The following is a 24,341-nucleotide window of genomic DNA, read 5'->3' on the forward strand; positions in this document are numbered from 1 at the left end:
TTCCCCCTCACTCCGGGTTGACGGTGTCGAAGTACAGGGTGTCCGTCGCCGCGTCGAGGAAGAACCGCCCCCGCGTCAGCTCGTCCACCGGGCCGGGCCCCAGGAGCAGCGCGTCGTAGGAGGCACTGGTCGTCCACCGCGCGTGCGCGGGCAGGAATTCGGCCAGCACGTCCGGTACGCCGTGCGGTTCGGCCGGTCCGAAGGCGTGCGCCGGGTCCGCCACGGTCCGGGCCGCGGTTCCGGCGGGCAGCCGGGCCACGCCCACCACCCGGTACCGCGGGTCCGGGCTCGGCAGGTACGAACGGCCCTCCGCGCCCCGGCCCTTCGCGTCCTGGTCGTACGCCAGCCAGTGCGCCCCGCTCAGCCGCCCCGCCTCGCCGAACCTGCGCCGCAGCGGGGCCAGGTCCGTCCGTACCCGCTCGTGGTCCGGCACGGGGTCGTCGTCGGTGGACGCGTACACCGTCCCCCCGACCGCAGCCGCTGCCGCGGCGCCGACGCCCAGTGCCAGCCAGGCGCGGCGGCTCGGCCCTCTCGAACGTTCCATGTGCTGCGCAGCCCCCGCCGTGCGATGCGTTGTCGGTGTCGTCGGCCGCGAGCGTAACCCCGGAACGGGCCGGGCGGGCAGGGCTCGGGAGGAGAGGGGCGGGCAGAAAATAATGCAAGCATGCTTGATTGTTTATTGGTCCGCTGCCATGCTCCTGGGCACACCGCCACGCCCCGAGGGAGTGCACCGTGTCCGATGCATCGGCCGTGACCGCTGCCGTACTCGACGACCTGCGTCAGGAGAGCGAGGAACTCGACCTGCTGGTCGCCGGTGCGGACGCGGACCGCTGGGCGAGGCCGACCCCGGCCGAGGGGTGGACCGTCGCCCACCAGATCGCCCATCTGAACTGGACCGACGAGGTCGCCCTGATCGCCGTCACCGAGCCGGACGCCTTCGCCGCCGAGGTCGAGAAGGCGCTCGCGCACCCCGAGACGTTCGTCGACGAGGCCGCCCGGGAGATCGTCGCGCAGCTGTCGCCCGGGGAACTGCTCGCCCGGTGGCGCGAAGGCCGGGCCCGGTTGTACGAGGCCCTGGGCGCGGCCCCGCCGGGCGTGAAGTTCCCCTGGTACGGGCCGCCGATGAGCGTCGCCTCGATGGCGACCGCGCGGCTCATGGAGACCTGGGCGCACGGCCAGGACGTCGCCGATGCCCTCGGTGTCACCAGGACCCCCACCGCCCGGCTCCGGCACGTCGCCCGGATCGGGGCGCGGGCCCGTGACTACGCCTACCTGGTACGGGGGACGAAGGCGCCCGAGGAGGAGTTCCGGGTCGAGCTCGACACCCCCGACGGCGGGACGGTCGCCTTCGGACCCGAGGACGCGCCGCAGCGCGTCACCGGGCCGCTCCTCGACTTCTGCCTGCTCGTCACGCAGCGCGCGCACCGCGACGACCTCGCCCTGCGGGCGGTCGGCCCCGACGCCGACCGGTGGCTCGACATCGCCCAGGCGTTCGCCGGCCCCGCCGGGCCGGGCCGCGCGCCGAAACAGGGGGCGGGCGAGTGACCGGCGTCCTGCGGATCGGCAACGCCTCCGGGTTCTACGGCGACCGCTTCGACGCCGTGCGCGAGATGCTCACCGGCGGCCCCCTCGACGTCCTCACCGGCGACTACCTGGCCGAGCTGACCATGCTCATCCTCGGCCGGAGCATGCTCAAGGACCCCGCACGCGGCTACGCCACCACCTTCCTGAACCAGCTGGAGGAGGGCCTCGGGCTCGCCCACGAGCGCGGGGTGAGGATCGTCACCAACGCGGGCGGGCTCAACCCGGCCGGACTCGCCGACGCCGTGAGGAAGTTGGCGGACAAGGTCGGCGTCCCGGTGCGGGTCGCCCATGTGGAGGGCGACAGCCTGCCCGTGCCCGAGGGGTTTCTCACCGCCAACGCCTACCTCGGCGGCGCCGGGATCGCCGCCTGCCTCACCGCGGGCGCGGACGTCGTCGTCACCGGGCGGGTCACCGACGCCGCCCTCGTCACCGGCCCCGCCGCCGCCCGCTTCGGCTGGGGCCCCGACGACCTGGACGCCCTCGCCGGAGCCGTCGTCGCCGGGCACGTCCTGGAGTGCGGCACCCAGGCCACCGGCGGCAACTACGCCTTCTTCCACGGCCACGACCTGCGCCGCCCCGGTTTTCCCGTCGCCGAGATCCACGCCGACGGCTCGTCCGTCATCACCAAGCACGACGGCACCGGCGGTGTCGTCGACCTCGGCACCGTCACCGCCCAACTGCTGTACGAGACGGGCGGCGCCCGGTACGCGGGACCGGACGTCACCGCCCGGCTCGACACCGTACGGCTGACCCAGGACGGACCCGACCGGGTCCGGATCTCCGGGGTGCGCGGCGAGGCCCCGCCGCCCACCCTCAAGGTCGGGCTGAACCGGCTCGGCGGCTGGCGCAACGAGGTCGTCTTCGTGCTCACCGGCCTCGACATCGAGGCCAAGGCACGGCTGGTGCGGGAACAGTTCGCGGACGCCCTGGCCCGCTCCGGCACCGCCCCGGACGAGGTGCGCTGGGAGCTGTCCCGGACCGACCGGGCCGACGCCGCCACCGAGGAGACCGCGAGCGCGCTGCTGCGGCTCGTCGTGCGCGACCGGGACCAGGAGACCGTCGGACGCGCGGTCTCCGGCGCCGCGATCGAGCTGGCGCTCGGCAGCTACCCCGGCTTCCACGTCACCGCCCCGCCCGGAAAGGGCGCCCCGTACGGGGTGTTCGAGGCCCGGTACGTACCGGCCGACGAGGTCGCCCACGTCGCCGTGCTGCCCGACGGGCGGCGCGAGGTGCAGGAGCCGCCCGCCCGGACACGGGCCCTGGAGGACGCCGAACCGCCGCCCCTGCCACAGCCGTTGGAACCCGGTCCCACCCGTCGCGCTCCCCTCGGGCTCGTCGCCGGAGCCCGCAGCGGCGACAAGGGCGGGGACGCCAACGTCGGGGTCTGGGCCCGCGGCGACGAGGCCTGGCGGTGGCTGGCCCACGAACTGACCGTCGAGCGGTTCCGGGAACTGCTCCCGGAGACCGCCGGTCTCACCGTCGTACGCCACGTCCTGCCGAACCTGTGTGCCCTGAACTTCACCGTCCACGGACTGCTCGGCGAGGGCGTCGCCGCCCAGCACCGGTTCGACCCGCAGGCCAAGGCGGTGGGGGAGTGGCTGCGCTCCCGCCACCTGCCCATTCCCGTATCGCTGCTGGAGACCGTCCACGCACCGGAGGCGCACGCATGACCGTTCACATACCGGAGGCGTACTCATGACCGTCCAGGCACCGGAGGCGCACGCATGACCGCCCACGTACCACCGGAGGCGCACGCATGACCGTCCTGCCCACCGCGCTCGACACCGCGAGCCCCGAGTACGCCGCGAACCGCACGGCCATGCTCGCGAAACTCGACGAACTGGCCGCCGAACACACCAAGGCACAGGCCGGCGGCGGCGAGAAGTACGTGGCCCGGCACCGCGCCCGCGGCAAGCTCCTGGCCCGGGAACGGATCGAGCTGCTGATCGACGAGGACACCCCGTTCCTGGAACTGTCGCCGCTCGCCGCCTGGGGCAGCGAGTACGCCGTGGGCGCCTCGCTCGTCACCGGAATCGGGGTGATCGAGGGCGTGGAGTGCCTGATCACCGCCAACGACCCGACCGTGCGCGGCGGCGCCTCCAACCCCTGGACGCTGAAGAAGGCCCTGCGGGCCAACGAGATCGCCTTCGCCAACCGGCTGCCCTGCGTCAGCCTCGTCGAGTCCGGCGGCGCCGACCTCCCCTCCCAGAAGGAGATCTTCATCCCCGGCGGGGCGCTGTTCCGCGACCTCACCCGGCTGTCGGCGGCCGGCATCCCGACCGTGGCCGTCGTCTTCGGGAACTCCACCGCCGGCGGAGCGTACGTCCCCGGCATGTCCGACCACACGGTCATGATCAAGGAACGGTCCAAGGTCTTCCTCGGCGGACCGCCCCTGGTCAAGATGGCGACCGGCGAGGAGAGCGACGACGAATCGCTCGGCGGCGCCGAGATGCACGCCCGCACCTCCGGACTCGCCGACCACTTCGCCGTCGACGAGCAGGACGCGCTGCGCCAGGCCCGCCGGATCGTCGCCCGCCTCAACTGGCGCAAGGCACACGCCGATCCGGGCCCCGCCGAGCCGCCGAAGTACGACGAGGACGAGCTGATCGGCATCGTGCCCGGCGACCTGAAGGTGCCCTTCGACCCGCGCGAGGTCATCGCCCGGATCGTCGACGGCTCCGACTTCGACGCGTTCAAACCGCTGTACGGGACCAGCCTGGTCACCGGCTGGGCGACCCTGCACGGCCACCCCGTCGGCATCCTCGCCAACGCGCAGGGCGTGCTGTTCAGCGAGGAGTCGCAGAAGGCCGCCCAGTTCATCCAGCTCGCCAACCAGCGCGACATCCCGCTGGTCTTCCTGCACAACACCACCGGCTACATGGTCGGCAAGGAGTACGAGCAGGGCGGCATCATCAAGCACGGCGCCATGATGATCAACGCGGTGTCGAACTCGAAGGTCCCGCACCTGTCCGTGCTGATGGGCGCCTCGTACGGGGCCGGGCACTACGGCATGTGCGGCCGGGCGTACGACCCGCGCTTCCTCTTCGCCTGGCCGAGCAGCAAGTCCGCCGTCATGGGACCGCAGCAGCTCGCCGGGGTGCTGTCCATCGTCGCCCGCGCCTCCGCCGCAGCCAAGGGCCGGCCCTACGACGACGAGGCCGACGCCGGACTGCGCGCCATGGTCGAGCAGCAGATCGAGTCCGAGTCGCTGCCGATGTTCCTGTCCGGGCGGCTGTACGACGACGGGGTCATCGACCCGCGCGACACCAGGACCGTCCTCGGGATGTGCCTGTCCGCGATCCACACCGCCCCGGTCGAAGGCGCCCGCGGCGGCTTCGGCGTCTTCCGGATGTGAGGCGAAGATGATCTCCACACTGCTCGTGGCCAACCGGGGCGAGATCGCCTGCCGGATCTTCCGGACCTGCCGGGCGCTCGGCATCACCACCGTCGCCGTGTACTCCGACGCGGACGCCGACGCCCTCCACGTACGGGAGGCCGACACCGCCGTACGGCTGCCGGGCGCCGCCCCGGCCGACACCTACCTCCGCGGCGACCTCGTCGTACGCGCCGCGCTCGCGGCCGGTGCCGACGCCGTCCACCCCGGCTACGGCTTCCTCTCCGAGAACGCCGGATTCGCCCGCGCCGTGCAGGACGCCGGACTCGTCTGGGTGGGTCCGCCGGTCAAGGCCATCGAACTCATGGCGTCCAAGACCCGCGCCAAGGAACTCATGGCCGCCGCCGGGGTGCCGCTGCTCGCCCCCGTCGACCCGGCCCTGGCCACCGCCGAGGACCTGCCGCTGCTCCTCAAGGCGGCGGCGGGCGGCGGCGGGCGCGGCATGCGGATCGTGCGCGAACTCGCCGAACTGCCCGCCGAGTCGACCGCGGCCTCCGCCGAGGCGGCTGCCGCGTTCGGGGACGGCGAGGTCTTCGCCGAGCCCTACGTGGAACGCGGCCGACACGTCGAGGTCCAGATCATGGCCGACGGCCACGGCGGGGTCTGGGCGCTCGGCACCCGCGACTGCTCGCTCCAGCGCCGCCACCAGAAGGTCGTCGAGGAAGCCCCCGCACCCGGCCTCGACGACGCGCTGCGCACCCGGCTCCACGACGCCGCCACCGCCGCCGCCCACGCGGTCGGCTACCGGGGCGCGGGCACCGTCGAATTCCTCCTCTCCGCCGACGGACGGCCCTACTTCCTGGAGATGAACACCCGCCTCCAGGTCGAGCACCCCGTCACCGAAGCGGTCTTCGGACTCGACCTCGTCGCCCTGCAACTGCGCGTCGCCGAGGGCGAACCACTCCCCTCCCCCGCACCTCCGGAACCGCGCGGCCACGCCGTCGAGGTCCGCCTCTACGCCGAGGACCCCCCCCACGAATGGCAGCCGCAGACCGGCACCCTGCACGCCCTGGACGTGCCCGCCGAACCCGGAATCCGCCTCGACACCGGCTACACCGGCGGCGACACCGTCGGCGTGCACTACGACCCGATGCTCGCCAAGGTCGTCGCCCACGCCCCCACCCGCGCCGAAGCCGTACGCCTGCTCGCCCGCACCCTGGAACGCGCCCGCGTGCACGGCCCGGTCACCAACCGCGACCTGCTCGTACGGTCCCTGCGCCACCCCGACTTCCTTGCCGCCCGGCTCGACACCGGCTTCTACGACCGCCACCTCACCGCCCTCACCCCCGCCCCGGACGGACCGGACCGCCACCTCGCCGTCCTGGCCGCCGCCCTCGCCGACGCCGCCGCCCGGCAGCACGCACCCGGTTCCGTACCGGCCCGCCTCGGCGCCTGGCGCAACATCCCCTCGCAGCCCCGGACCAAGCGCTACCGCGCCGAACCCGACGGCACCGAACACGAGGCCGCCTACCGCACCACCCGCACCGGCCCCGTCCCCGAGACCGGGGAACGGGTCGTCGCCGCCCGGCCCGACCTCGTCACCCTCGAAACCGACGGCATCACCCGCCACTTCCACATCGCCGTCCACGGCGACCGGACGTACGTGGACACCGCCACCGGCTCGCACACCCTCACCGCCCTGCCCCGCTTCACCGACCCCACCGACCGCACCGAACCCGGCTCGCTGCTCGCCCCCATGCCCGGCACCGTCGTCCGCGTCGCGGACGGCCTCGCCGCCGGGGCCGCGGTCACCGCCGGACAGCCCCTGATCTGGCTGGAGGCGATGAAGATGGAACACCGCATCCTCGCCCCCGCCTCCGGCACCCTCGCCGCACTCCACGCCGCACCCGGCCTCCAGGTGGAGGTCGGCGCCCTGCTCGCCGTCGTCACCGAAACCGCGGGCCCCGAGGCCGCGGACGCCGAAACCGCGGCCCCCGAAACCGCAGACCCTGCCGAGGAGAACGCATGAGCACCGTCAGCACCGCCGGCACCGTTCTCGAAACCGAGGAACACCAGGCGCTGCGCGCCGCCGTCGCCGCCCTGGGAAAGCGCTACGGGCGGGACTACATGACCTCCGTCGTACGCGACGAGGGCCACCCGCGCGAACTGTGGGCCGAGGCCGCCAAGCTCGGCTACCTCGGGGTGAACCTCCCCGAGGAGTACGGCGGCGGAGGCGGCGGAATGGCCGAACTCTCCATCGTCCTGGAAGAGTTGGGGGCGGCGGGCAGCCCGCTGTTGATGATGGTCGTCTCCCCGGCGATCTGCGGCACCGTCATCGCCCGCTTCGGCACCGAGGACCAGAAGCGCAAGTGGCTGCCCGGTCTCGCCGACGGCAGTCTCACCATGGCCTTCGGCATCACCGAGCCCGACGCCGGCTCCAACTCCCACCGCATCACCACCACCGCCCGCAGGGACGGCTCCGGGCCGGATGCCGACTGGCTGCTCACCGGCCGCAAGGTCTTCGTCTCCGGCGTCGACATCGCCGACGCCACCCTCATCGTGGGCCGCACCGAGGACGCCAGGTCCGGCAAGCTCAAGCCCTGCCTGTTCATCGTCCCGCGCGATGCCCCCGGCTTCGGCCGCTCGCAGATCGACATGGAACTCCAGGCCCCGGAGAAGCAGTTCGAACTCGTCCTGGACGACGTACGGCTGCCCACCGACGCGCTCGTGGGCGACGAGGACGCCGGACTCCTCCAGCTCTTCGCCGGACTCAACCCCGAACGCATCATGACCGCCGCCTTCGGCATCGGCATGGGCCGCTACGCACTCGACCGTGCCGTCGACTACGCGAAGACCCGGCAGGTGTGGAAGGAACCCATCGGCTCCCACCAGGCCATCGCCCACCCCCTCGCCCAGGCCCACATCGAACTGGAACTGGCCCGGCTGATGATGCAGAAGGCCGCCCGGCTCTACGACAACGGCGACGACATCGGCGCGGGCGAGGCCGCCAACATGGCGAAGTACGCGGCGGGCGAAGCCTGCGTCCGGGCCGTCGACCAGGCCGTGCACACCCTCGGCGGCAACGGCCTCACCCGCGAGTACGGCCTCGCGTCCCTGATCACCGCGGCCCGCGTCGCCCGGATCGCCCCCGTCAGCCGGGAAATGATCCTGAACTACGTCTCCCACCAGTCCCTGGGTCTCCCCAAGTCCTACTGACCCGGGCCATCCTGTCCCTCCACACCGCGGTCGCGGCGGTGGCGCGGCCCCGCCACCGCCGCACCACCGCCCTTCCCGCAGCCCGCAGCCCCGCCGCTTCGAAGGGACCCGCCAGGATGCACGTGTTCCACAGCGACCACCCCGCCGTACCGATCCTCGACACACCCATCCACGAAGCGGTCCTCGGCGACGCCGCCACGTACGCCGACACGGTCGCGCTGATCGACGGGACCGACGACGGCACCGCCCTCACCTACCGGCAGCTCGACGCCTTCCACCGGAAGATCGCCGCCGCACTGTGCGAGGCCGGGCTCCGCAAGGGCGACGTACTGGCCCTGCACAGCCCCAACACCATCGCCTACCCGGCGGTGTTCTTCGGCGCGACCCGGGCCGGCGCCACCGTCACCACCGTTCACCCCCTCGCCACCGCCGAGGAGTTCGCCAAGCAGCTCCGCGACTCCGCCGCCCGCTGGATCGTCACCGTCTCCCCGCTCCTGAGCACCGCGCTCGCCGCCGCGGAACTCGTCGGCTCCATCGAGCAGATCTTCGTCTGCGACCGGGCGGAGGGACACACCTCCGTACTCGACATGCTCGCCACCACCGCCCCCGAGCCCCGCGTCACCATCGACCCCGGCGAGGACGTCGCCGCCCTCCCGTACTCCTCCGGCACCACCGGAATCCCCAAGGGCGTCATGCTCACCCACCGCTCCATGGGCACCAACCTGGAGCAGCTGCGCCCCTTCGTCCCCATGGCCCCCGGCGCCCGCATCCTGGCCGTACTCCCGTTCTTCCACATCTACGGCCTCACCGCCCTGATGAACGCCCCGCTGCGCCTGGGCGCCACCGTCGTCGTGCTGCCCCGCTTCGACCTCGACCAGTTCCTCACCGCGATCGAGAAGCACCGGATCACCGGCCTGTACGTGGCCCCGCCGATCGTCCTCGCCCTGGCCAAGCACCCCGCGGTCGACCGCTACGACCTCTCCTCCCTGGAGTACGTCGTCAGCGCCGCCGCCCCGCTCGACGCCGCGCTCGCCGCCGCCTGCTCGAAGCGGCTCGGTCTGCCGCCGGTGCGCCAGGCGTACGGCATGACGGAACTCTCCCCGGGCACCCACGTCGTCCCGCTCGCCGCCGAGAACCCGCCGCCCGGCACGGTCGGCAGGCTGCTGCCCGGCACCGAGATGCGCATCGTCCCGCTGTCCGACTCCTCGTCCGGACAGGGCGAGATCCTCATCCGCGGCCCCCAGGTGATGAAGGGCTACCTCGGCCGCCCCGACGCCACCGCCGCCATGATCGACACCGACGGCTGGGTGCACACCGGCGACATCGGACACGTCGACGACGACGGCTGGCTGTTCGTCGTCGACCGGGTGAAGGAACTGATCAAGTACAAGGGCTACCAGGTCGCCCCCGCCGAACTCGAAGCCCTCCTCCTGACCCACCCGTCCGTCGCCGACGCCGCCGTCATCGGCGTGACCGACGACGGGGGCAACGAGATCCCCAAGGCATACGTCGTCCGCCAGCCCTCCGCCCCGGACCTCACGACGGACGACGTCATGGCGTACGTCGCCGAGCGCGTCGCCCCGTACAAGAAGGTCCGCCAGGTCGAGTTCATCGACGCGGTACCGCGCGCCACCTCGGGCAAGATCCTCCGCCGCGAACTGCGCGACCGGGAGAAGACCCGCGCGACGACCACCGACTGAAGTACCGGCCAGAAGGAGACGACCGACCCATGGCGCCACTCGCCGACCCCGTCCACGACCGGGGCATCACCACCCTCGCCCTCGACTCGCCGGCCAACCGCAACGCGCTCTCCGCGCGCCTGGTCGACGAGCTCGCCACCGCCCTGGACGCGTGCGCGGCCGACGACACCGTACGGGCCGTCGTCCTCACCCACACCGGCAACACCTTCTGCGCCGGCGCCGACCTCACCGCACCACCCGACCCGCACGCCCTCGTCGCCCTGATGCGGCGGATCGTCGCCCTGCCCAAACCCGTCGTCGCCCGGGTCACCGGACACGTCCGGGCGGGCGGCCTCGGGCTGCTCGGTGCCTGCGACATCTCGGCGGCCGGACCCGACGCCTCGTTCGCCCTCACCGAATCCCGGCTCGGCCTCGCCCCCGCCGTCATCTCACTGCCGCTGCTGCCCCGCACCGACCCGCGCGCCGCCACCCGCTACTACCTCACCGGCGAACGCTTCGACGCCGCCGAGGCCGCCCGCATCGGCCTGATCACCCTCGCCGTCGGTCCGGGCGAGGACATCGACAAGGCACTCGTACCCGTACTGGACGGCCTGCGCCGGGCCTCGCCCCAGGGGCTGAGAGCATCGAAGGAGCTGGTCACGGCTACTGTGCTGGAAAGCTTCGACCAGCACGCCGAAGACCTCATCGCCCGCTCGGCGGCACTCTTCGCCTCCGCCGACGCCCGGGAAGGAATGACGGCCTTCCTCGAACGACGGGACCCCGCATGGGTGTTGTGACGCCCCCCACCGACCGGACCCCCAAGCAGGACCGCAGCCGCGCCACCCGCCGCCGACTCCTCGAAGCCGCCGTCGCCTGCCTCGCCGAACACGGCTGGGCGGGCTCCACGGTCTCCGTCGTCGCCGAACGCGCGGGCGTCTCGCGCGGCGCGGCCCAGCACCACTTCCCGACCCGCGAGGACCTGTTCACCGCGGCCGTCGAATACGTCGCCGAGGAACGCTCCGCCGCCCTGCGCGCCCTGCCCGTGCAGGGCCGCACGGACGTCCTCGCCGCCCTCGTCGACCTCTACACGGGACCCCTCTTCCGCGCCGCGCTCCAGCTCTGGGTGGCCGCGTCCAACGAGGAGCAGCTCCGCCCCCGCGTCACCGAACTCGAAGCCCGCGTGGGCCGCGAGACCCACCGCATCGCCGTCGAGCTCCTGGCCGCCGACGAGAGCCGGCCCGGCGTGCGCGAAACCGTCCAGGGCTTCCTCGACATGGCCCGCGGCCTGGGGCTGGCCAACGTCCTCACCGACGACACGGCCCGCCGCCGCAGGGTCGTCGCGCAGTGGGCGACGCTGCTGGACGAGGCGCTGGGCTGAGCCGGACACGGACGGCACCGCCCGCGGGGCTTGCTCGGCGCAGCCCGTAAGTAGGGCTGGCACCAGGGGCGTTGGGGTGGCAGCCACAGTGATCGCCGATCATCGCGCGGCTAGCGTCTGAGCATGTGAGACACGGACAGAACAGAACGAACGGACCCCCTGCCGGAACGATTCGCCCGACCCGTGCCGCCGCCGTTCTCGCCACGGCCACGGCCCTGCTGGCGAGCGCCGTCCCGACGGCCCTGGCCACGAACGCCGCGCACGCCCCGCCCGGTACGGGCCGAGCACCCGGCACGCACCGCACGGCCCTGCCGAACGGCTGCGGCACCGCACGCGGCGCGCTGGCCGACCGGCTGGACACCCTCGTCACCCGGCACGGCATCCCGGGGGTGGCCGCCGAGGTCATCGGCCGGGACTGCGGCCGGTGGACGGCGGAACGCGGCGTCGCGGACCTGGACACCGGCCGGCCGATGCGGGCCGCGGACCGGCTGCGGATCGGCAGCGTCACCAAGACCTTCACCGCCACCGTCGTCGTGCAGCTCGCCGACGAGGGCCGGATCGGGCTGGACGACCCGGTCGAGCGCCACCTCCCCGGACTGATCCGGGGCAACGGCCACGACGGCCGCACGATCACCGTGCGACAGCTCCTCCAGCACACCAGCGGGCTTCCCGACTACGTCGAGGCGATCGTCGAGCGGCCCGTCGACGAGTGGCGGTTCCGCCACTTCGAGCCCCGGGAACTGGTCGCGACCGCGCTGGCGATGCCGCGCCCCGCCGCCGGGTGGCGCTACTCGACCACCAACTCCGTCATCGCCGGGATGATCGTCGAGAAGGTCACCGGACACGGCGTCGAGGCGGAGGTGCGCCGCCGGATCATCGAGCCGCTCGGCCTGCGCGACACGTACTGGCCCGGTGACCGCACCCGCATCCGGGGCCCGCACTCGCGCAGCTACGTCCCCGCCGAGGACCCCGCGGACGCGGTACGGCCGGACGGTCCCCCGCAGGCCGACGGCACCCCGTCGCCCGACAACTCCCCGCTGTCCGACGGCACCGCGCTCTCCGACGGCACCGAGTGGAACATGAGCTTCGGCGGTGCGGGTGGGGCACTGGTCTCCACGCCCGGCGATGTGAACCGGTTCTTCCGCGGCCTGTTCGGCGGACGGCTGGTGTCCGCGCGCGGGCTCGCCGAGATGAAGCGCACCGTCCCCGCCGACCCCGAACGGCTGTGGCCCGGCGCCCGTTACGGCCTCGGCCTGATCGCCTCCCCGCTGACGTGCGGCGGCATGTGGTGGGGGCACGGCGGGACGGTGCCCGGCGGACATCGCGCGCTCGGGGCGATCGGCCCCGACGGACGCGGTGTCGCCCTCGCCCTCAACAAGGTGCCCGACAGCCAACAGGCCGAGACGGACTTCCTCGCCGCCGTGGACGCCGGCCTCTGCCCCGCCCCTCACAAGAACAGCACCGACAGCAACAACCACACCAACAGCACCAACCAGCTCAGGGAGACAGAGTGAACGCCTCGAACAACCGCCTGACCAGTTCGGCGAGCCCGGCCGGGGCCGTGCGCCGAGCCTCCGCCGTCGGCCTCGCCCTGGCCGCCTGCGTCACCGCCTCCTCAGCGCTGGCCACGGCCACGGCCGCCGCGTCCCCGACGACCGGCCGCGGGACGAACTCCGCCACCACGACCACGGGCACCGATACCGCCACCGCCACCGGGGCCGGCCTCGACCGGTACTACCGGCAGAACCTCGCCTGGGGAAGCTGCGTCACGGGCCCCGACGACACGGTGGGCCGTGAGCTGGACGAGGCCGGGGCCCAGTGCGCGGACGCGACCGTGCCGCTCGACTACGCCAAGCCCCACGGCCGCACGATCACCGTGGCCATGTCCCGGCTGAAGGCCACCGACACCCGCCACCGCATCGGCGCCATCCTGCTCAACAACGGCGGCCCCGGCGGCACCGCCGTCGACTCCCCTCCGCACATCCGCGAGGCCATGAAGGGCGTCGGCGCGCGCTACGACATCATCGGCTTCGACCCCCGCTTCGTCGGCCGCAGCACCCCGCTGGACTGCGACTGGCCCACCGGCATGTTCTTCCGCTCGGCCGGACCCGACCGGGCCGGCTTCGACCGCCAGGTCGCCTTCCAGAAGAGCCTCGCCGACAAGTGCCGGGCCACCAACGCCGACGTCCTCCCGCACGTCACCACCCGCAACACCGCCCGCGACATGGACGTCATCCGCGGCGCCCTCGGCGAACGGCGGATCTCCTACCTCGGCTACTCGTACGGCACCTACCTCGGCACCGTCTACAGCCAGATGTTCCCCGGCCGCTACGACCGGATGGTGCTCGACGGGGCGATCGACCCCGACAACTACGGCCCCCTGCTCCTCCGCGACGGCCTGAACGAGAACGAACAGGCCCTCGCCTCCTGGGCCTCCTGGGCCGCCGGCCGCCACGACACCTACCGCCTCGGCCGCACCCGCGCACAGGTCCTCGCCACCGTCGACCGCGTGGCGAAGGCCGCCGCCCGGAAGCCGCTGACCCTCGGCACCGGCGCCGACACCTTCCGGATCGACGCCTCCCACATACCGCTGCTGCTCTTCATGTCGCTCGCCGACGACCACGACGCGACCCGGGCCGAACTCGGCGGGACCCTCGCCGTGCTCTCCGAGGCCGCGAAGGGGCGCCCGACCACTCTGACACCGGGGCTCGTCGAGACGTTCCGGTTCATCCTGACCGGCGCGGCCTCGCACGTGGGCAGCGTGCAGACCGCGATCCTCTGCGGCGACCGGGCCGCACCCCGCGACCCCGAGACGTACTGGCAGGACATCGAACGCGACCGCGCCGCCCACCCGCTCTTCGCGCCCATGACCGACAACATCCTGCCGTGCGCCTTCTGGGACCGTCCCCGCGAGGAGCCGACCCGGGTGGAACGGGACGCCCGCGCACTGATCGTGGGCGCCACCGGCGACCCGCGCACCACCTACCGCGGCACCCTCGAACTGCACCGCAAGCTCCCCGGCTCCCGGCTCGTCACCCTGGAGGGAGCCAACCGCCACGGCCTGTACGGCGAGTACGGAAACGCCTGCGTCGACAACCGGGTCAACCGCTACCTGGCCACCGGAAAGCTGCCCGCCAAGGATCTGACCTGCACCAAGTGACAGAAGCGGACGGGCGTCCGGCCCCGGGCCACCCCGGGACCGGACGCCCGTCCCCCTTCAGTTCCCCAGATCCGCGAGCTGGTCGTACCCCGGGATCTCCCGGGGGTCGCGCGAGCCCGGACCGACGTACCGCGCCGAGGGCCGCACCAGCCGCCCCGTCCGCTTCTGCTCCAGGATGTGCGCCGACCAGCCCGCCGTACGCGCACACGTGAACATCGACGTGAACATGTGCGCCGGAACCTCCGCGAAGTCCAGCATGATCGCCGCCCAGAACTCCACGTTCGTCGCCAGCACCCGGTCCGGGCGCCGCGCGTGCAACTCCTCCAGCGCGGCCTTCTCCAGCGCCTGCGCCACCTCGAACCGCGGCGCGCCCAGCTCCTCGGCGGTACGCCGCAGCACCCGCGCCCGCGGGTCCTCCGCCCGGTACACCCGGTGCCCGAAGCCCATCAGCCGCTCGCCCCTGTCCAGGGCCTTCTTCACGTACGCGGTGGCGTCGCCGGTCCGCTCGATCTCCTCGATCATGCCGAGCACCCGGGACGGCGCACCACCGTGCAGCGGCCCCGACATCGCACCCACCGCACCCGACAGCGCGGCCGCCACGTCGGCCCCGGTGGACGCGATGACCCGGGCGGTGAACGTGGAGGCGTTCATGCCGTGCTCGGCGGCCGAGGTCCAGTACGCGTCGACGGCCTTCACGTGCTTGGGGTCCGGCTCCCCGCGCCATCGGATCATGAACCGCTCGACCACGGACTGCGCCTTGTCGATCTCGCCCTGCGGAACCATCGGCAGCCCCTGCCCGCGCGCCGACTGGGCGACGTACGACAGCGCCATCACGGCGGCCCGCGCCAGGTCGTTGCGCGCGGTCTCCTCGTCGATGTCGAGCAGCGGGCGCAGACCCCACACGGGAGCCAGCATCGCCAGCGCGGCCTGCACATCGACCCGGATGTCACCGGAGTGCACCGGGATCGGGAACGGCTCGGCCGGCGGCAGACCGGGATTGAACGCCCCGTCGACCAGCAGGCCCCAGACGTTTCCGAACGACACGTGGCCGACGAGGTCCTCGATGTCGACACCCCGGTAACGGAGCGCACCGCCTTCCTTGTCCGGTTCGGCGATCTCCGTCTCGAACGCGACGACTCCCTCTAGTCCCGGTACGAAGTCGGACATGGCGGCTCCCTCGGTCGACGGCTCTGCGGAGGCCCTGCGGCGGCCTGCCCCAAGATATTGGCGGGTTCCCCCGACACGGGGGAAGCGTGACATCCGGCACAGGACCCCGCTCCCGCCGGGCGCGGGTCCCCGTTCTGTCCAGTCCAGTACCCCTCCGATGCCGGGCGGGAACAACCGCTGCGGCAGGATGGCCCCGTGCCCACCGCAGACTCTTCCTCCGATTCCACCACCGATCCGGCCGCGATGCGCGAGCACTACCGCTCCGAGGCCTTCACCGAGGACACGCTGGCCGACGACCCGATGCGGCAATTCGCCCACTGGTTCCGGCAGGTGGCCGTGGGCGGGGTGCTCCACGAGCCCAACGCCATGATCGTCTCCACCGCCACCCCCGAGGGCCGGCCGTCCTCCCGCACGGTGCTGCTGAAGAAGTACGACGAGCGCGGCTTCGTCTTCTTCACCAACTACGAATCCCGCAAGGGCCGCGAACTGGCCGCCAACCCGTACGTCTCGCTGCTCTTCCCCTGGCACCCGATGGCCCGCCAGGTCATCGTCACCGGCAGGGCGGACCGCGTCGGCCGCGAGGAGACCGTCGCCTACTTCCGCACCCGCCCGCACGGCTCCCAACTCGGCGCCTGGGCGAGCGCCCAGTCCACGGTGATCGGCACCCGCGACGAGCTCCTCGCCCGCTACGAGGAACTGGCCGCCCGCTACCCGGAGGGCGAACACGTCCCCGCGCCCCCGCACTGGGGCGGCTACCGCGTCGTCCCCGACACGATCGAGTTCTGGCAGGGCCACGCGAACCGGCTCCACGACCGGCTGAGGTACGTACGCGAGGGCAAGGACTGGCGCGTCGAGCGCCTGTGCCCGTAACCCCCCGCCCCGCCGAAGCCCCCGGCTCCGAAACCCCGGGCCCGAAACCCCCGGGCCCGAAACCCCCGGACATGCAGAAACCCGCAGGCTCTGGTCCCTCCTTGCGGAGGAGCCGGCCGGACTTACCGGCGAGCCTGCGGGTCGGTGACTGCTTGGGATTGGCCGACGTCCGGCCTGCACTGCAAAGAGCGCGACAACGGGCGTCAGCCCGCAGCCACCTCACGAGTCCGAGAAGAAATCACTTCCGGAACACCTCCTTTCACGTGTGGCAGCAGCCTAGGAACGCCCTCGGCACAGCACAACCGAATTAACGGCGCGGCTGTTTTCCGGGAAGTCGGTGTGTGCTGCGGCGCCTTCGAGTTCAATGGTCTGACGTGCGGAAATACCGAATGCGTCCTGCGGGGGGTACGGGGTGAGTGCGTCCACGAGCAGTGGAACGGCCGAGGCGCTCGGGCCTGACGAGGGGCCGAGGGGCGGGTTCGGGGCCGAGCTGCTCGCGGCGTTGCTGGACGGGATGGACGCCGCGCTCTGCGCGTTCGACGCGGACGGCACCATCACCCACTGGAACCGGGAGGCCGAGCGGATTCTCGGCTGGTCCGCCGAGGAGGCCGTGGGGCGTCCCGGGTTCGCCGGGTGGGCGGTGCGGCGGGCGGACGCGGGGGAGGTGCAGGGGCGGCTGATGGCGGTCATGGACGGGCCGGGCCGCCGGGTTCACGAGTTCGCGCTGCTGCGCAAGGACGGCGGCCGGGTGCTCGTGCGGACCCAGTCGGCCGGGGTGCGGGGCGCCGACGGCCGGCCCGCCGGGGTGTACTGCGCGTTCAGCGAGGTCCACGCGCAGATCGACCTGGAACGGTCGATCGCGCTGAGCGAGGCGCTGTTCGAGGACGCGTCCTGGGGCGTGGTCCTCGTCGACGCCGATCTGCGGCCCGCCGTCGTCAACGCGCACGCGGCACGGGCCCTGGGCGTCGGCCGTACGGCGCTGCTGGGGCGTCCGTTGGGGGAGGCGGTGGTGCAGGGCGTCGAGGAGTTGGAGGGTGCGTTGCAGCATGTGCTGGCCGAGGGCGCACCACCGGCGCCCGCCGATCTGTGGGTGACGTTGCGGACGGCGGAGGGGGAGCGGCGGCGCTGCTGGCGCAGTGGTTTCCTCCGGCTGACGTCGCCGCTCGCCGAGGAGCCGGTTCCGCTGGGGGTCGGCTGGTTGTTCCAGGACGTGACGGCGGATCGGCTGGCGGCGCAGGAGGCGGACCGGATGCGGTTCCGGTCGAACCAGCTGCACCGGGCCTCGCGCTCGGCGTCCGAGTGCGAGGACCCGATGGAGGCGGCCACCTCCTACCTGGACTACGCGCTCGCGGGCTTCGCGGACCACGCGCTGGTCGATCTGGTGGTGGGGGAGCGGCTGGTGCGGATGGCGGCGACCCCGTCCGGTGAGCCGGGCCCGTGCCTGCCGGTGGTGGCCGGTTCCCTTCCGCTGCGGTACGCGACGGGGCACCCGGCCCTCCAGGCGGTGGACCGTGCGGGGTCGGTGCGGGCCAGCGCGGGGAGCGGGGCGGGGGCCGGGCAGTGGGCGGCCGAGCGGCAGTGGCCGGACGACGCCGCGCACGCGCTGTGCGCGGTGCTGCGGAGCAGGGGGCGCACCCTGGGGGTGGTGACGTTCCTGCGGTCCGCCCACCGCACCGCCTTCGAGCGCCCCGACGCGGCGTACGCGGAGAGCGTGGCGGTCCGGGTCGCGGCGGCGGTGGACCTGGCGCAGGTGCTGACGCCGCGGGGGTGAGGACCGGAGGTGCCGGGCGGGCCCGCCGTCGTCGTCCGGCGGGCCCGGTGTCGCGGGGTGGGGCCGGTGTCGGGGTGGTGCCGTGGGGCGGGGCCCGGGGTGGTGCTACTGACGGTAGAAGATGCGGTCCCGGTACTCCGTCATGACACGGCCGTTCCACTCGTGGCCGCCGTCCACGTTCCCCGACCGCAGCAGCGGCGGTTCCACGCCCCGCTCGGCGAGCTGCTCCGCGGCGGCGGCCATCATCGCCTGCATCACCGCGCTGGTGACCACCGTCGACGCGGGCGCGAACGGTGCCTCGATCCCGTCGAGGGTCAGCTCCGCGTCGCCGATCGAGATCTTGCTGTCGAGCACGATGTCGCAGTGGTCCCGCAGGAAACCGCCCGAGCTGTGCCGGGACCGGGTGCCGTCCGCGTACGCCACGGACGTGACGCCGATGACCTTCAGGCCGAGCGCCCGTGCGTTCAGCGCCATCTCCACCGGGAGCGCGTTGCGTCCGGAGAGCGAGATGATCACGAGGACGTCGCCGGCCCTGGCAGGGCTGGAGTCCAGCACGGCGCCCGCCAGCCCGTCGACCCGCTCCAGCGCGGAGCCGAGGGTGGCCGGCATGACGTCGACGCCGACCGTTCCGGGCACGGCCAGCAGGTTCATCAGGGCGAGGCCGCCCGCCCGGTAGACGACGTCCTGCGCGGCGAGCGAGGAGTGCCCGGCGCCGAAGGCGAAGAGCCTGCCGCCCGCCTCGACGGTGTCGGCGATCGCGGCACCGGCGGCCGCGATGTTGCCGGACTCCTCGTCGCGCACACGCTTCAGCAGGCCGATCGCCGCGTCGAAGAACTGGCCGGCCAGCTTGCTGTCGCTCATCGAGGAGGCCCTTTCCGGCGGGGAGACGTTCATGGGGGTGTCCATGTCGCGGATCACGTTGCGGTCTGGACCAGTGGCCTGTCAATACCGCCCGCCCCGTTCCGCCGCATGGTCTTCGACGGGCGGGCACGGTTGTCGGCGGTATGCGTCAGAATTGGAGGAGGGCCAGCGCACAGCGCTTATGACGTTTTCATGTCACAGCATCGAGGGGCACGTATGTCCGGACTGATCGACACCACGGAGATGTATCTCCGCACCATCCTCGAACTCGAAGAGGAAGGCGTGGTCCCCATGCGCGCCCGGATCGCGGAACGGCTGGACCAGAGCGGTCCGACGGTCAGCCAGACGGTGGCGCGCATGGAGCGCGACGGCCTGGTGCAGGTCGCGGGTGACCGGCACCTGGAGCTGACCGAGGAGGGCCGACGCCTCGCGACCCGCGTCATGCGCAAGCACCGGCTCGCCGAGTGCCTGCTCGTCGATGTGATCGGCCTGGAGTGGGAGCAGGTCCACGCCGAGGCGTGCCGCTGGGAGCACGTGATGAGCGAGGCGGTGGAGCGGCGGGTGCTGGAGCTGCTGCGGCACCCCTCGGAGTCCCCGTACGGGAACCCGATCCCGGGTCTGGAGGAGCTGGGTGAGAAGGCGGAGGCCGACCCGTTCCTCGACGAGAGCATGGTGAGCCTGTCGGAGCTCGACCCGGGCGCCGACGGCAAGACGGTGGTCGTGCGCCGGATCGGTGAGCCGATCCAGACGGACGCCCAGCTGATGTACACGCTGCGGCGGGCGGGCGTGCAGCCCGGTTCCGTGGTCAGCGTGACCCAGTCGCCGGGCGGTGTGCTGGTGGGCAGCAGCGGTGAGGCGGCGGAGCTGGACGCCGAGGTCGCCTCGCACGTGTTCGTGGCCAAGCGCTGAGCGCTGGTCCGGGCTTTCCGCACCCCGTACCGCCCGCGTGCCGCGGGCGTGGGTGCGGGTGGTGTCGGGGCGGATGCCGCTGACGAGGTGCCGCGGCCGGGATGTGGTCGCGGCGCCGAGGGGCGGCATCCGCTTTCTTTTTTCCGTGCGGAACAGCAGCGCCCGGACGGATCGCATGCCAGGCTGTGGCTGAGACATACCTGAGAGTGTCGGTCGGTTGGCCGTGCGGTCGGGGAGGGAGCAGGTGCATGCGCCCGTCGTACTGGTGTGTCCGGCATGTCCGGTACGCGCATCGCAAGGTGATCGTCCCGCTTCCGGCCGTCCATGAGCCGGGCGCCCGCTCCCAAAAGGCGCGCGCCGGTACGCGCGCCGTGCGCGCCGTCGCCCGCGCGCCCCGTCCCCGTACCAATGTGTCGTGCACCGGTGAATCGTGTGCCGTCGCGTCGTGCACCGGTGAATCGTGTGCCGTCGGAACGCGAGTCCCCTGCCGCCGGAACAGCAGAGGGCCCCGGCGCCGCGCGGCGCCGGGGCCTGTCCTCCCCTGTTTCGACCTGGAGCCCCGAGCTCTCGAGGTCGGTCCCCACGGGCCCTCATCCCCGAGTGGCCCGCCTCCCGGAGAAGGTCTCCCCCCTGTGGGAGTCGCCAATCCTTGTGACTGGTCACTCGAACGAGGGGTGTTGGGTTCGGAACCCGGTTTTCGAATATGAGTTCGATAGTCTGATGTGGCACGACCACGTGGCGATCGAGCAGTGGTCAAGCGGTGATCGAGGACCTGAAGGAGGTGCCAGGACATATGGTGCGGCGCATCGATGTGACCGGGACCGACGGCGTACGCCTCGCGGCCTGGGAGTTCGCCGATCCGCCCAAGGGACGCGCGGAGGGCGAGCGCGTCCCCGGCGTCTTATTGCTCCACGGCTTGATGGGCCGGGCCGCGCACTGGGCCTCGACCGCCCGCTGGCTCGCCGCACGCCACCGGGCCGTCGGCCTCGACCAGCGCGGACACGGCCGCAGCGAGAAGCCGAGCGACGGCCCGTACACCCGTGATGTGTACGTCGCCGACGCGGAGGCGGCGATCGAACAGCTCGGCCTCGCCCCCGTGACCCTCGTCGGACACGCGATGGGGGCGCTGACGGCCTGGCAGCTCGCCGCGAAGCGCCCCGACCTCGTCCGGGCCCTGGTCATCTGCGACATGCGGGCCTCCGCGCTCGGCGCGGCCTCGCAGCATGAGTGGGAGGACTGGTTCAGATCCTGGCCGGTGCCGTTCGCGACGCTCTCCGACGTACGGAAGTGGTTCGGCGAGGACGACCCCCGGGTGGAGCGGCCCAACCCGGCCCGGGGCGAGTTCTTCGCCGAGGTGATGGCCGAGCGGGCGGACGGCTGGCGGCCCGTCTTCTCCCGCCGCCAGATGCTCCAGTCCCGCGCGACATGGGTGTTCGACGCGCACTGGGAGGAGCTGGCCCAGGTGCGGTGCCCGACCCTGGTGCTCCGCGGCCTCGACGGCGAACTCGGCCGGGCGGAGGCCCAGGAGATGGTCCGCGTACTGCCGCGCGGGCAGTACGCGGAGGTGGCCGATGCCGGTCATCTCGTCCACTACGACCAGCCCGAGGGCTGGCGCGCGGCGGTCGAACCCTTCCTGGAGCAGTTCGCCGAGGACCCCCAGAACGACCGCGAGCCCGCCATGCCGTGACGAACCGTCGTGCCATGACGGCCGTCGTGCCGTGACGAGCCGTCTTGTCGTGACGGCCCGCCGTCTCGTGACGTCCCCTCGCGCCATGACGGACCGCCGCCCCGCAGCGAACCCCCACGACGCGGTGGTTCGCCACGGGGCGGCGGCCGTTGTCAGCCCTTGCTGACCGCCGCCAGGATCTCCGGGAGCCGTGCCGCCGTGCGCGGCGCCGCGATCCGCAGCCCCGCCAGGACGAGCAGCGCCCCGTACGCGATCCCCGCGGGCAGCAGCGTCCACAGCCACTGCTGGTGGTCCGCGACGTGCAGCCAGATCGTCACCCCGACCAGGGGCAGGCAGAGCAGCCCCGCCGAGAACATCCCGCCGAACATGGAGATCCAGGCGAGCCCGGCCTGCCCCGGCGCCACGTTCTTGAACGCCCCGTCCTGCGGGATCGAGTACGGGAAGAGCGCCGACGTCACCGCGCCCGTCGCCAGCATCCCGCACAGCACCCCGATCGACAGCCCCAGCGCCGGCGGCAGCGTGCCCCACTCGCCGAGCACCGCCGCGGTCAGCACCGTCACCACGATCGTGAAGGGCAGCGTGATCAGCAGCAGCATCAGCGCCCGCGCCCGCAGTTCGAGGTAGGCGTCCCGGGTGGAGGAGATCGTCAGCGACACCATCCAGAACGCGGAGGTGTCCTGGCCGAACTGGTTGTACATCTGGATGCCGAGCATCCCGGCGGCGAAACAGGCGAAGTAGACCGAGCCGTGGCCCTGGAGCGCGTTGAACAGCGGTACGAGCAGCCCGACCGCCAGCGCCGTGACCCAGGCGGACTTGGTCTTCGGATCGCGGGCGACGTACCGCAGGCTCCGCTCCATCACCGGACCCGTGCGTCCCGCGGGCAGCAGCGCGGAGAGCCGGGAGCCCTCCTTGCCGGTCTTCTCGCGGGCCGGAGCCGAGGCGGCCAGGGTCGAGCCGTCCGGCGCCGTCATCAGCTTCGCCAGGCTCCGCTGCCACAGCCACAGCAGCGCCAGCAGGCCCGCCACCGACAGCAGCAACTGTCCGGCGGCCTGCCCGTACGCGCCCCGGGACGCCGAGTCCACCGCACCGATCGCGGAGGCGGGCGGCAGCCAGCGCACCACGTCCGCGACCGGGTCGAGCGCGGACAGCCCGCCCGCCCGGCCGAGCCGCTGCGCGCCGAAGTTGACGACCTGGAAGCCCACCGCGATCACCAGCCCGCTGAGCACCGCCAGGTCGCGGCCCTTGCGCGAGGTCAGCAGCCGGGTGTTGGCCGTGGCCACCGCACGGGCCAGCGCCACGCACAGCAGCAGCGCGAGCGGCGCGCACACCACGGCGAACACGGCCCCGGCCGCCCCGTACGCCACCGCGACCACCGAACCGGTCATCAGGCACAGCGTGAACAGCGGCCCGATCCCGACCAGCGAAGCCGTCAGGAGCGCCGAGATCAGCGGACGCGGACGCAGCGGCAGCATCACCAGCCGGCTCGGGTCGAGGGTCTCGTCGCCGCTCGGGAAGAACAGCGGCATCACGGTCCAGCCGACCGCCAGCACGCCCGCCAGCAGGACGACGACGGAGGCGGCATGGGCGTTGCCGCGCAGCGCGATCAGTGCGATCAGCTGGCCCGCGGCGATCAGCAGGGCGAAGACGACGGAGGTGATGTAGGCGGCCCGCCGCCCGGACGACTGCCGCAGCCCGTTGCGCAGCAGGGCCAGCTTCAGCCGTACGAAGACGCCGACGAGTCCCTCGCCGTCGGCGCGGCGGGCAGTGGTGCCCGCGGGGGCGTCGAGCACGCTCATCGGTCGCCGCCCAGCCAGTCGAGGGAGTCGTCGGCGGTGCGCGCATTGGCCCCGACGAGTTCGAGGAAGGCGTTCTGCAGCGACGACGCCTCGCCGCGGACCTGCTCCAGGGGGCCCTGGGCCCGGATGCGTCCGGCCGCCATGACGGCCACCCAGTCGCAGAGGGACTCGACGAGTTCCATCACATGGCTGGAGAAGACGACGGTCGCCCCCGAGCGGGTGTAGCGCACCAGCACTTCGCGGATGGTCTGCGCCGACACCGGGTCCACACCCTCGAACGGCTCGTCCAGGAAGAGCACTTCGGGGTTGTGCAGCAGCGCCGCCGCGAGCCCGATCTTCTTCCGCATGCCGGTCGAGTAGTCGACGACCAGCTTGTGCTGGGCGCCCGCCAGGCCGAGCACGTCGAGCAGCTGGGTGGCCCGCTTGTCCACCTCGGCGCCCGGCAGGCCGCGCAACCGGCCGGTGTACGCGAGGAGTTCGCGGCCCGAGAGGCGTTCGAAGAGCCGCAGTCCCTCCGGGAGCACGCCGATCCTGGCCTTCACCTCGACCGGGTCGCGCCACACGTCGTGGCCGCCGATCTCGACGGTCCCCCCGTCGGGGCGGAGCAGCCCGGTGACCATCGACAACGTGGTCGTCTTGCCCGCCCCGTTGGGCCCGACCAGGCCGATGAACCTGCCCGCGGGCAGCTCCAGATCGATCCCGGCCACCGCGGTCTGTTCCCCGAACCGCTTCCACAGCCCCTGTACGCGAACGGCGGGCGGAGCCGCACCGGCCCCGCCCGTTCCGTCCGCCCCTGCCGCCCTGTCCGTTGCCACCGCTTCGTCGGTCTCCGCGCGGTCACGCATGATGCTCTGCCTTTCGGTTTCCCCGTCTTTCGGGACCAGCCTACGAAAGGGCGTTCTAGGGGATAAGGGGCAGAGGTACAGAAA

The 24,341-nt window shown here is 72.8% G+C and carries 19 protein-coding genes; 14 read left to right on the forward strand and 5 right to left on the reverse strand.

From position 1 onward, the window contains the following. Positions 1 to 7 precede the first annotated feature (7 nt). Positions 8 to 544: a hypothetical protein gene (locus tag ACWCXX_RS03095; RefSeq protein WP_451123723.1), complete on the reverse strand. Its 537-nt coding sequence runs from the start codon at positions 542 to 544 to the stop codon at positions 8 to 10. A gap of 188 nt (positions 545 to 732) precedes the next feature. Between ACWCXX_RS03095 and ACWCXX_RS03100 the strand changes: the two genes are divergently transcribed. The 10 genes from ACWCXX_RS03100 to ACWCXX_RS03145 all read left to right on the forward strand — a co-directional run bounded on the left by ACWCXX_RS03100 (position 733) and on the right by ACWCXX_RS03145 (position 14,351). Continuing rightward, a complete protein-coding gene (locus ACWCXX_RS03100) occupies positions 733 to 1,545 on the forward strand; it encodes a TIGR03084 family metal-binding protein (RefSeq protein ID WP_451123725.1) in 813 nt (270 codons plus the stop codon). Beyond that, positions 1,542 to 3,254 (forward strand): acyclic terpene utilization AtuA family protein, encoded by a 1,713-nt coding sequence (locus ACWCXX_RS03105; protein WP_451123727.1) that lies wholly within the window; start codon positions 1,542 to 1,544, stop codon positions 3,252 to 3,254. The genes ACWCXX_RS03100 and ACWCXX_RS03105 overlap by 4 nt, the downstream gene beginning before the upstream one ends. 86 nt (positions 3,255 to 3,340) lie before the next feature. Further along, positions 3,341 to 4,939 (forward strand): acyl-CoA carboxylase subunit beta, encoded by a 1,599-nt coding sequence (locus tag ACWCXX_RS03110; protein ID WP_451123729.1) that lies wholly within the window; start codon positions 3,341 to 3,343, stop codon positions 4,937 to 4,939. 7 nt (positions 4,940 to 4,946) lie between these two features. Continuing rightward, positions 4,947 to 6,947 carry an ATP-binding protein gene (locus tag ACWCXX_RS03115; protein ID WP_451123731.1) on the forward strand — a complete coding sequence of 667 codons (2,001 nt, stop codon included), beginning with the start codon at positions 4,947 to 4,949 and terminating at the stop codon, positions 6,945 to 6,947. Beyond that, complete coding sequence (locus ACWCXX_RS03120) at positions 6,944 to 8,134, forward strand: acyl-CoA dehydrogenase family protein (protein WP_451123733.1); 1,191 nt, start codon at positions 6,944 to 6,946, stop codon at positions 8,132 to 8,134. Before ACWCXX_RS03115 ends, ACWCXX_RS03120 begins: the two co-directional genes overlap by 4 nt. 116 nt (positions 8,135 to 8,250) lie before the next feature. Beyond that, positions 8,251 to 9,834 carry a 4-coumarate--CoA ligase family protein gene (locus ACWCXX_RS03125; protein WP_451123735.1) on the forward strand — a complete coding sequence of 528 codons (1,584 nt, stop codon included), beginning with the start codon at positions 8,251 to 8,253 and terminating at the stop codon, positions 9,832 to 9,834. Between the two features lie 29 nt (positions 9,835 to 9,863). Then, a complete protein-coding gene (locus tag ACWCXX_RS03130) occupies positions 9,864 to 10,610 on the forward strand; it encodes an enoyl-CoA hydratase family protein (RefSeq protein ID WP_451123737.1) in 747 nt (248 codons plus the stop codon). Beyond that, on the forward strand, positions 10,598 to 11,191 hold the full coding sequence (locus ACWCXX_RS03135; RefSeq protein ID WP_451123739.1) for a TetR/AcrR family transcriptional regulator: 594 nt from the start codon (positions 10,598 to 10,600) through the stop codon (positions 11,189 to 11,191). The genes ACWCXX_RS03130 and ACWCXX_RS03135 overlap by 13 nt, the downstream gene beginning before the upstream one ends. A 125-nt stretch (positions 11,192 to 11,316) precedes the next feature. Continuing rightward, positions 11,317 to 12,705 (forward strand): serine hydrolase domain-containing protein, encoded by a 1,389-nt coding sequence (locus ACWCXX_RS03140; protein ID WP_451123741.1) that lies wholly within the window; start codon positions 11,317 to 11,319, stop codon positions 12,703 to 12,705. After that, a complete protein-coding gene (locus tag ACWCXX_RS03145) occupies positions 12,702 to 14,351 on the forward strand; it encodes an alpha/beta hydrolase (protein WP_451123743.1) in 1,650 nt (549 codons plus the stop codon). The genes ACWCXX_RS03140 and ACWCXX_RS03145 overlap by 4 nt, the downstream gene beginning before the upstream one ends. A 57-nt stretch (positions 14,352 to 14,408) precedes the next feature. On the opposite strand, the gene ACWCXX_RS03150 is transcribed toward ACWCXX_RS03145, so the two are convergent. Next, the gene (locus ACWCXX_RS03150; RefSeq protein WP_451123745.1) at positions 14,409 to 15,518 is read right to left on the reverse strand and encodes a citrate synthase 2; all 1,110 of its coding nucleotides are present in this window, start codon (positions 15,516 to 15,518) and stop codon (positions 14,409 to 14,411) included. Between the two features lie 243 nt (positions 15,519 to 15,761). On the opposite strand from ACWCXX_RS03150, the gene pdxH reads away from it, so the two are divergent. Together pdxH and ACWCXX_RS03160 are read left to right on the forward strand one after the other, a co-directional pair. Beyond that, positions 15,762 to 16,388 (forward strand): pyridoxamine 5'-phosphate oxidase, encoded by a 627-nt coding sequence (gene pdxH / locus ACWCXX_RS03155; RefSeq protein ID WP_451124342.1) that lies wholly within the window; start codon positions 15,762 to 15,764, stop codon positions 16,386 to 16,388. A 412-nt stretch (positions 16,389 to 16,800) separates the two neighbouring features. Further along, positions 16,801 to 18,159 carry a PAS domain-containing protein gene (locus ACWCXX_RS03160; RefSeq protein WP_451123747.1) on the forward strand — a complete coding sequence of 453 codons (1,359 nt, stop codon included), beginning with the start codon at positions 16,801 to 16,803 and terminating at the stop codon, positions 18,157 to 18,159. Positions 18,160 to 18,264: 105 nt separating this feature from the next. Here ACWCXX_RS03160 and ACWCXX_RS03165 read toward each other — a convergent pair whose 3' ends face one another. Beyond that, positions 18,265 to 19,020 carry an SIS domain-containing protein gene (locus ACWCXX_RS03165; protein ID WP_451124344.1) on the reverse strand — a complete coding sequence of 252 codons (756 nt, stop codon included), beginning with the start codon at positions 19,018 to 19,020 and terminating at the stop codon, positions 18,265 to 18,267. A 216-nt stretch (positions 19,021 to 19,236) separates the two neighbouring features. Here ACWCXX_RS03165 and ACWCXX_RS03170 point away from each other — a divergent pair, with 216 nt between their 5' ends. After that, positions 19,237 to 19,929: a metal-dependent transcriptional regulator gene (locus tag ACWCXX_RS03170; protein WP_451123749.1), complete on the forward strand. Its 693-nt coding sequence runs from the start codon at positions 19,237 to 19,239 to the stop codon at positions 19,927 to 19,929. A gap of 793 nt (positions 19,930 to 20,722) precedes the next feature. After that, positions 20,723 to 21,616 carry an alpha/beta fold hydrolase gene (locus ACWCXX_RS03175; protein WP_451123751.1) on the forward strand — a complete coding sequence of 298 codons (894 nt, stop codon included), beginning with the start codon at positions 20,723 to 20,725 and terminating at the stop codon, positions 21,614 to 21,616. Between the two features lie 152 nt (positions 21,617 to 21,768). Here the strand turns inward: ACWCXX_RS03175 and ACWCXX_RS03180 are convergent, their stop codons facing one another. Both ACWCXX_RS03180 and ACWCXX_RS03185 read right to left on the reverse strand, forming a co-directional pair. Continuing rightward, positions 21,769 to 23,412: a transporter gene (locus ACWCXX_RS03180; protein WP_451123753.1), complete on the reverse strand. Its 1,644-nt coding sequence runs from the start codon at positions 23,410 to 23,412 to the stop codon at positions 21,769 to 21,771. Continuing rightward, on the reverse strand, positions 23,409 to 24,257 hold the full coding sequence (locus ACWCXX_RS03185) for an ABC transporter ATP-binding protein (RefSeq protein WP_451123755.1): 849 nt from the start codon (positions 24,255 to 24,257) through the stop codon (positions 23,409 to 23,411). Before ACWCXX_RS03185 ends, ACWCXX_RS03180 begins: the two co-directional genes overlap by 4 nt. Positions 24,258 to 24,341: the final 84 nt, after the last annotated feature.

The organism is Streptomyces sp. NPDC001732, from assembly GCF_053596315.1.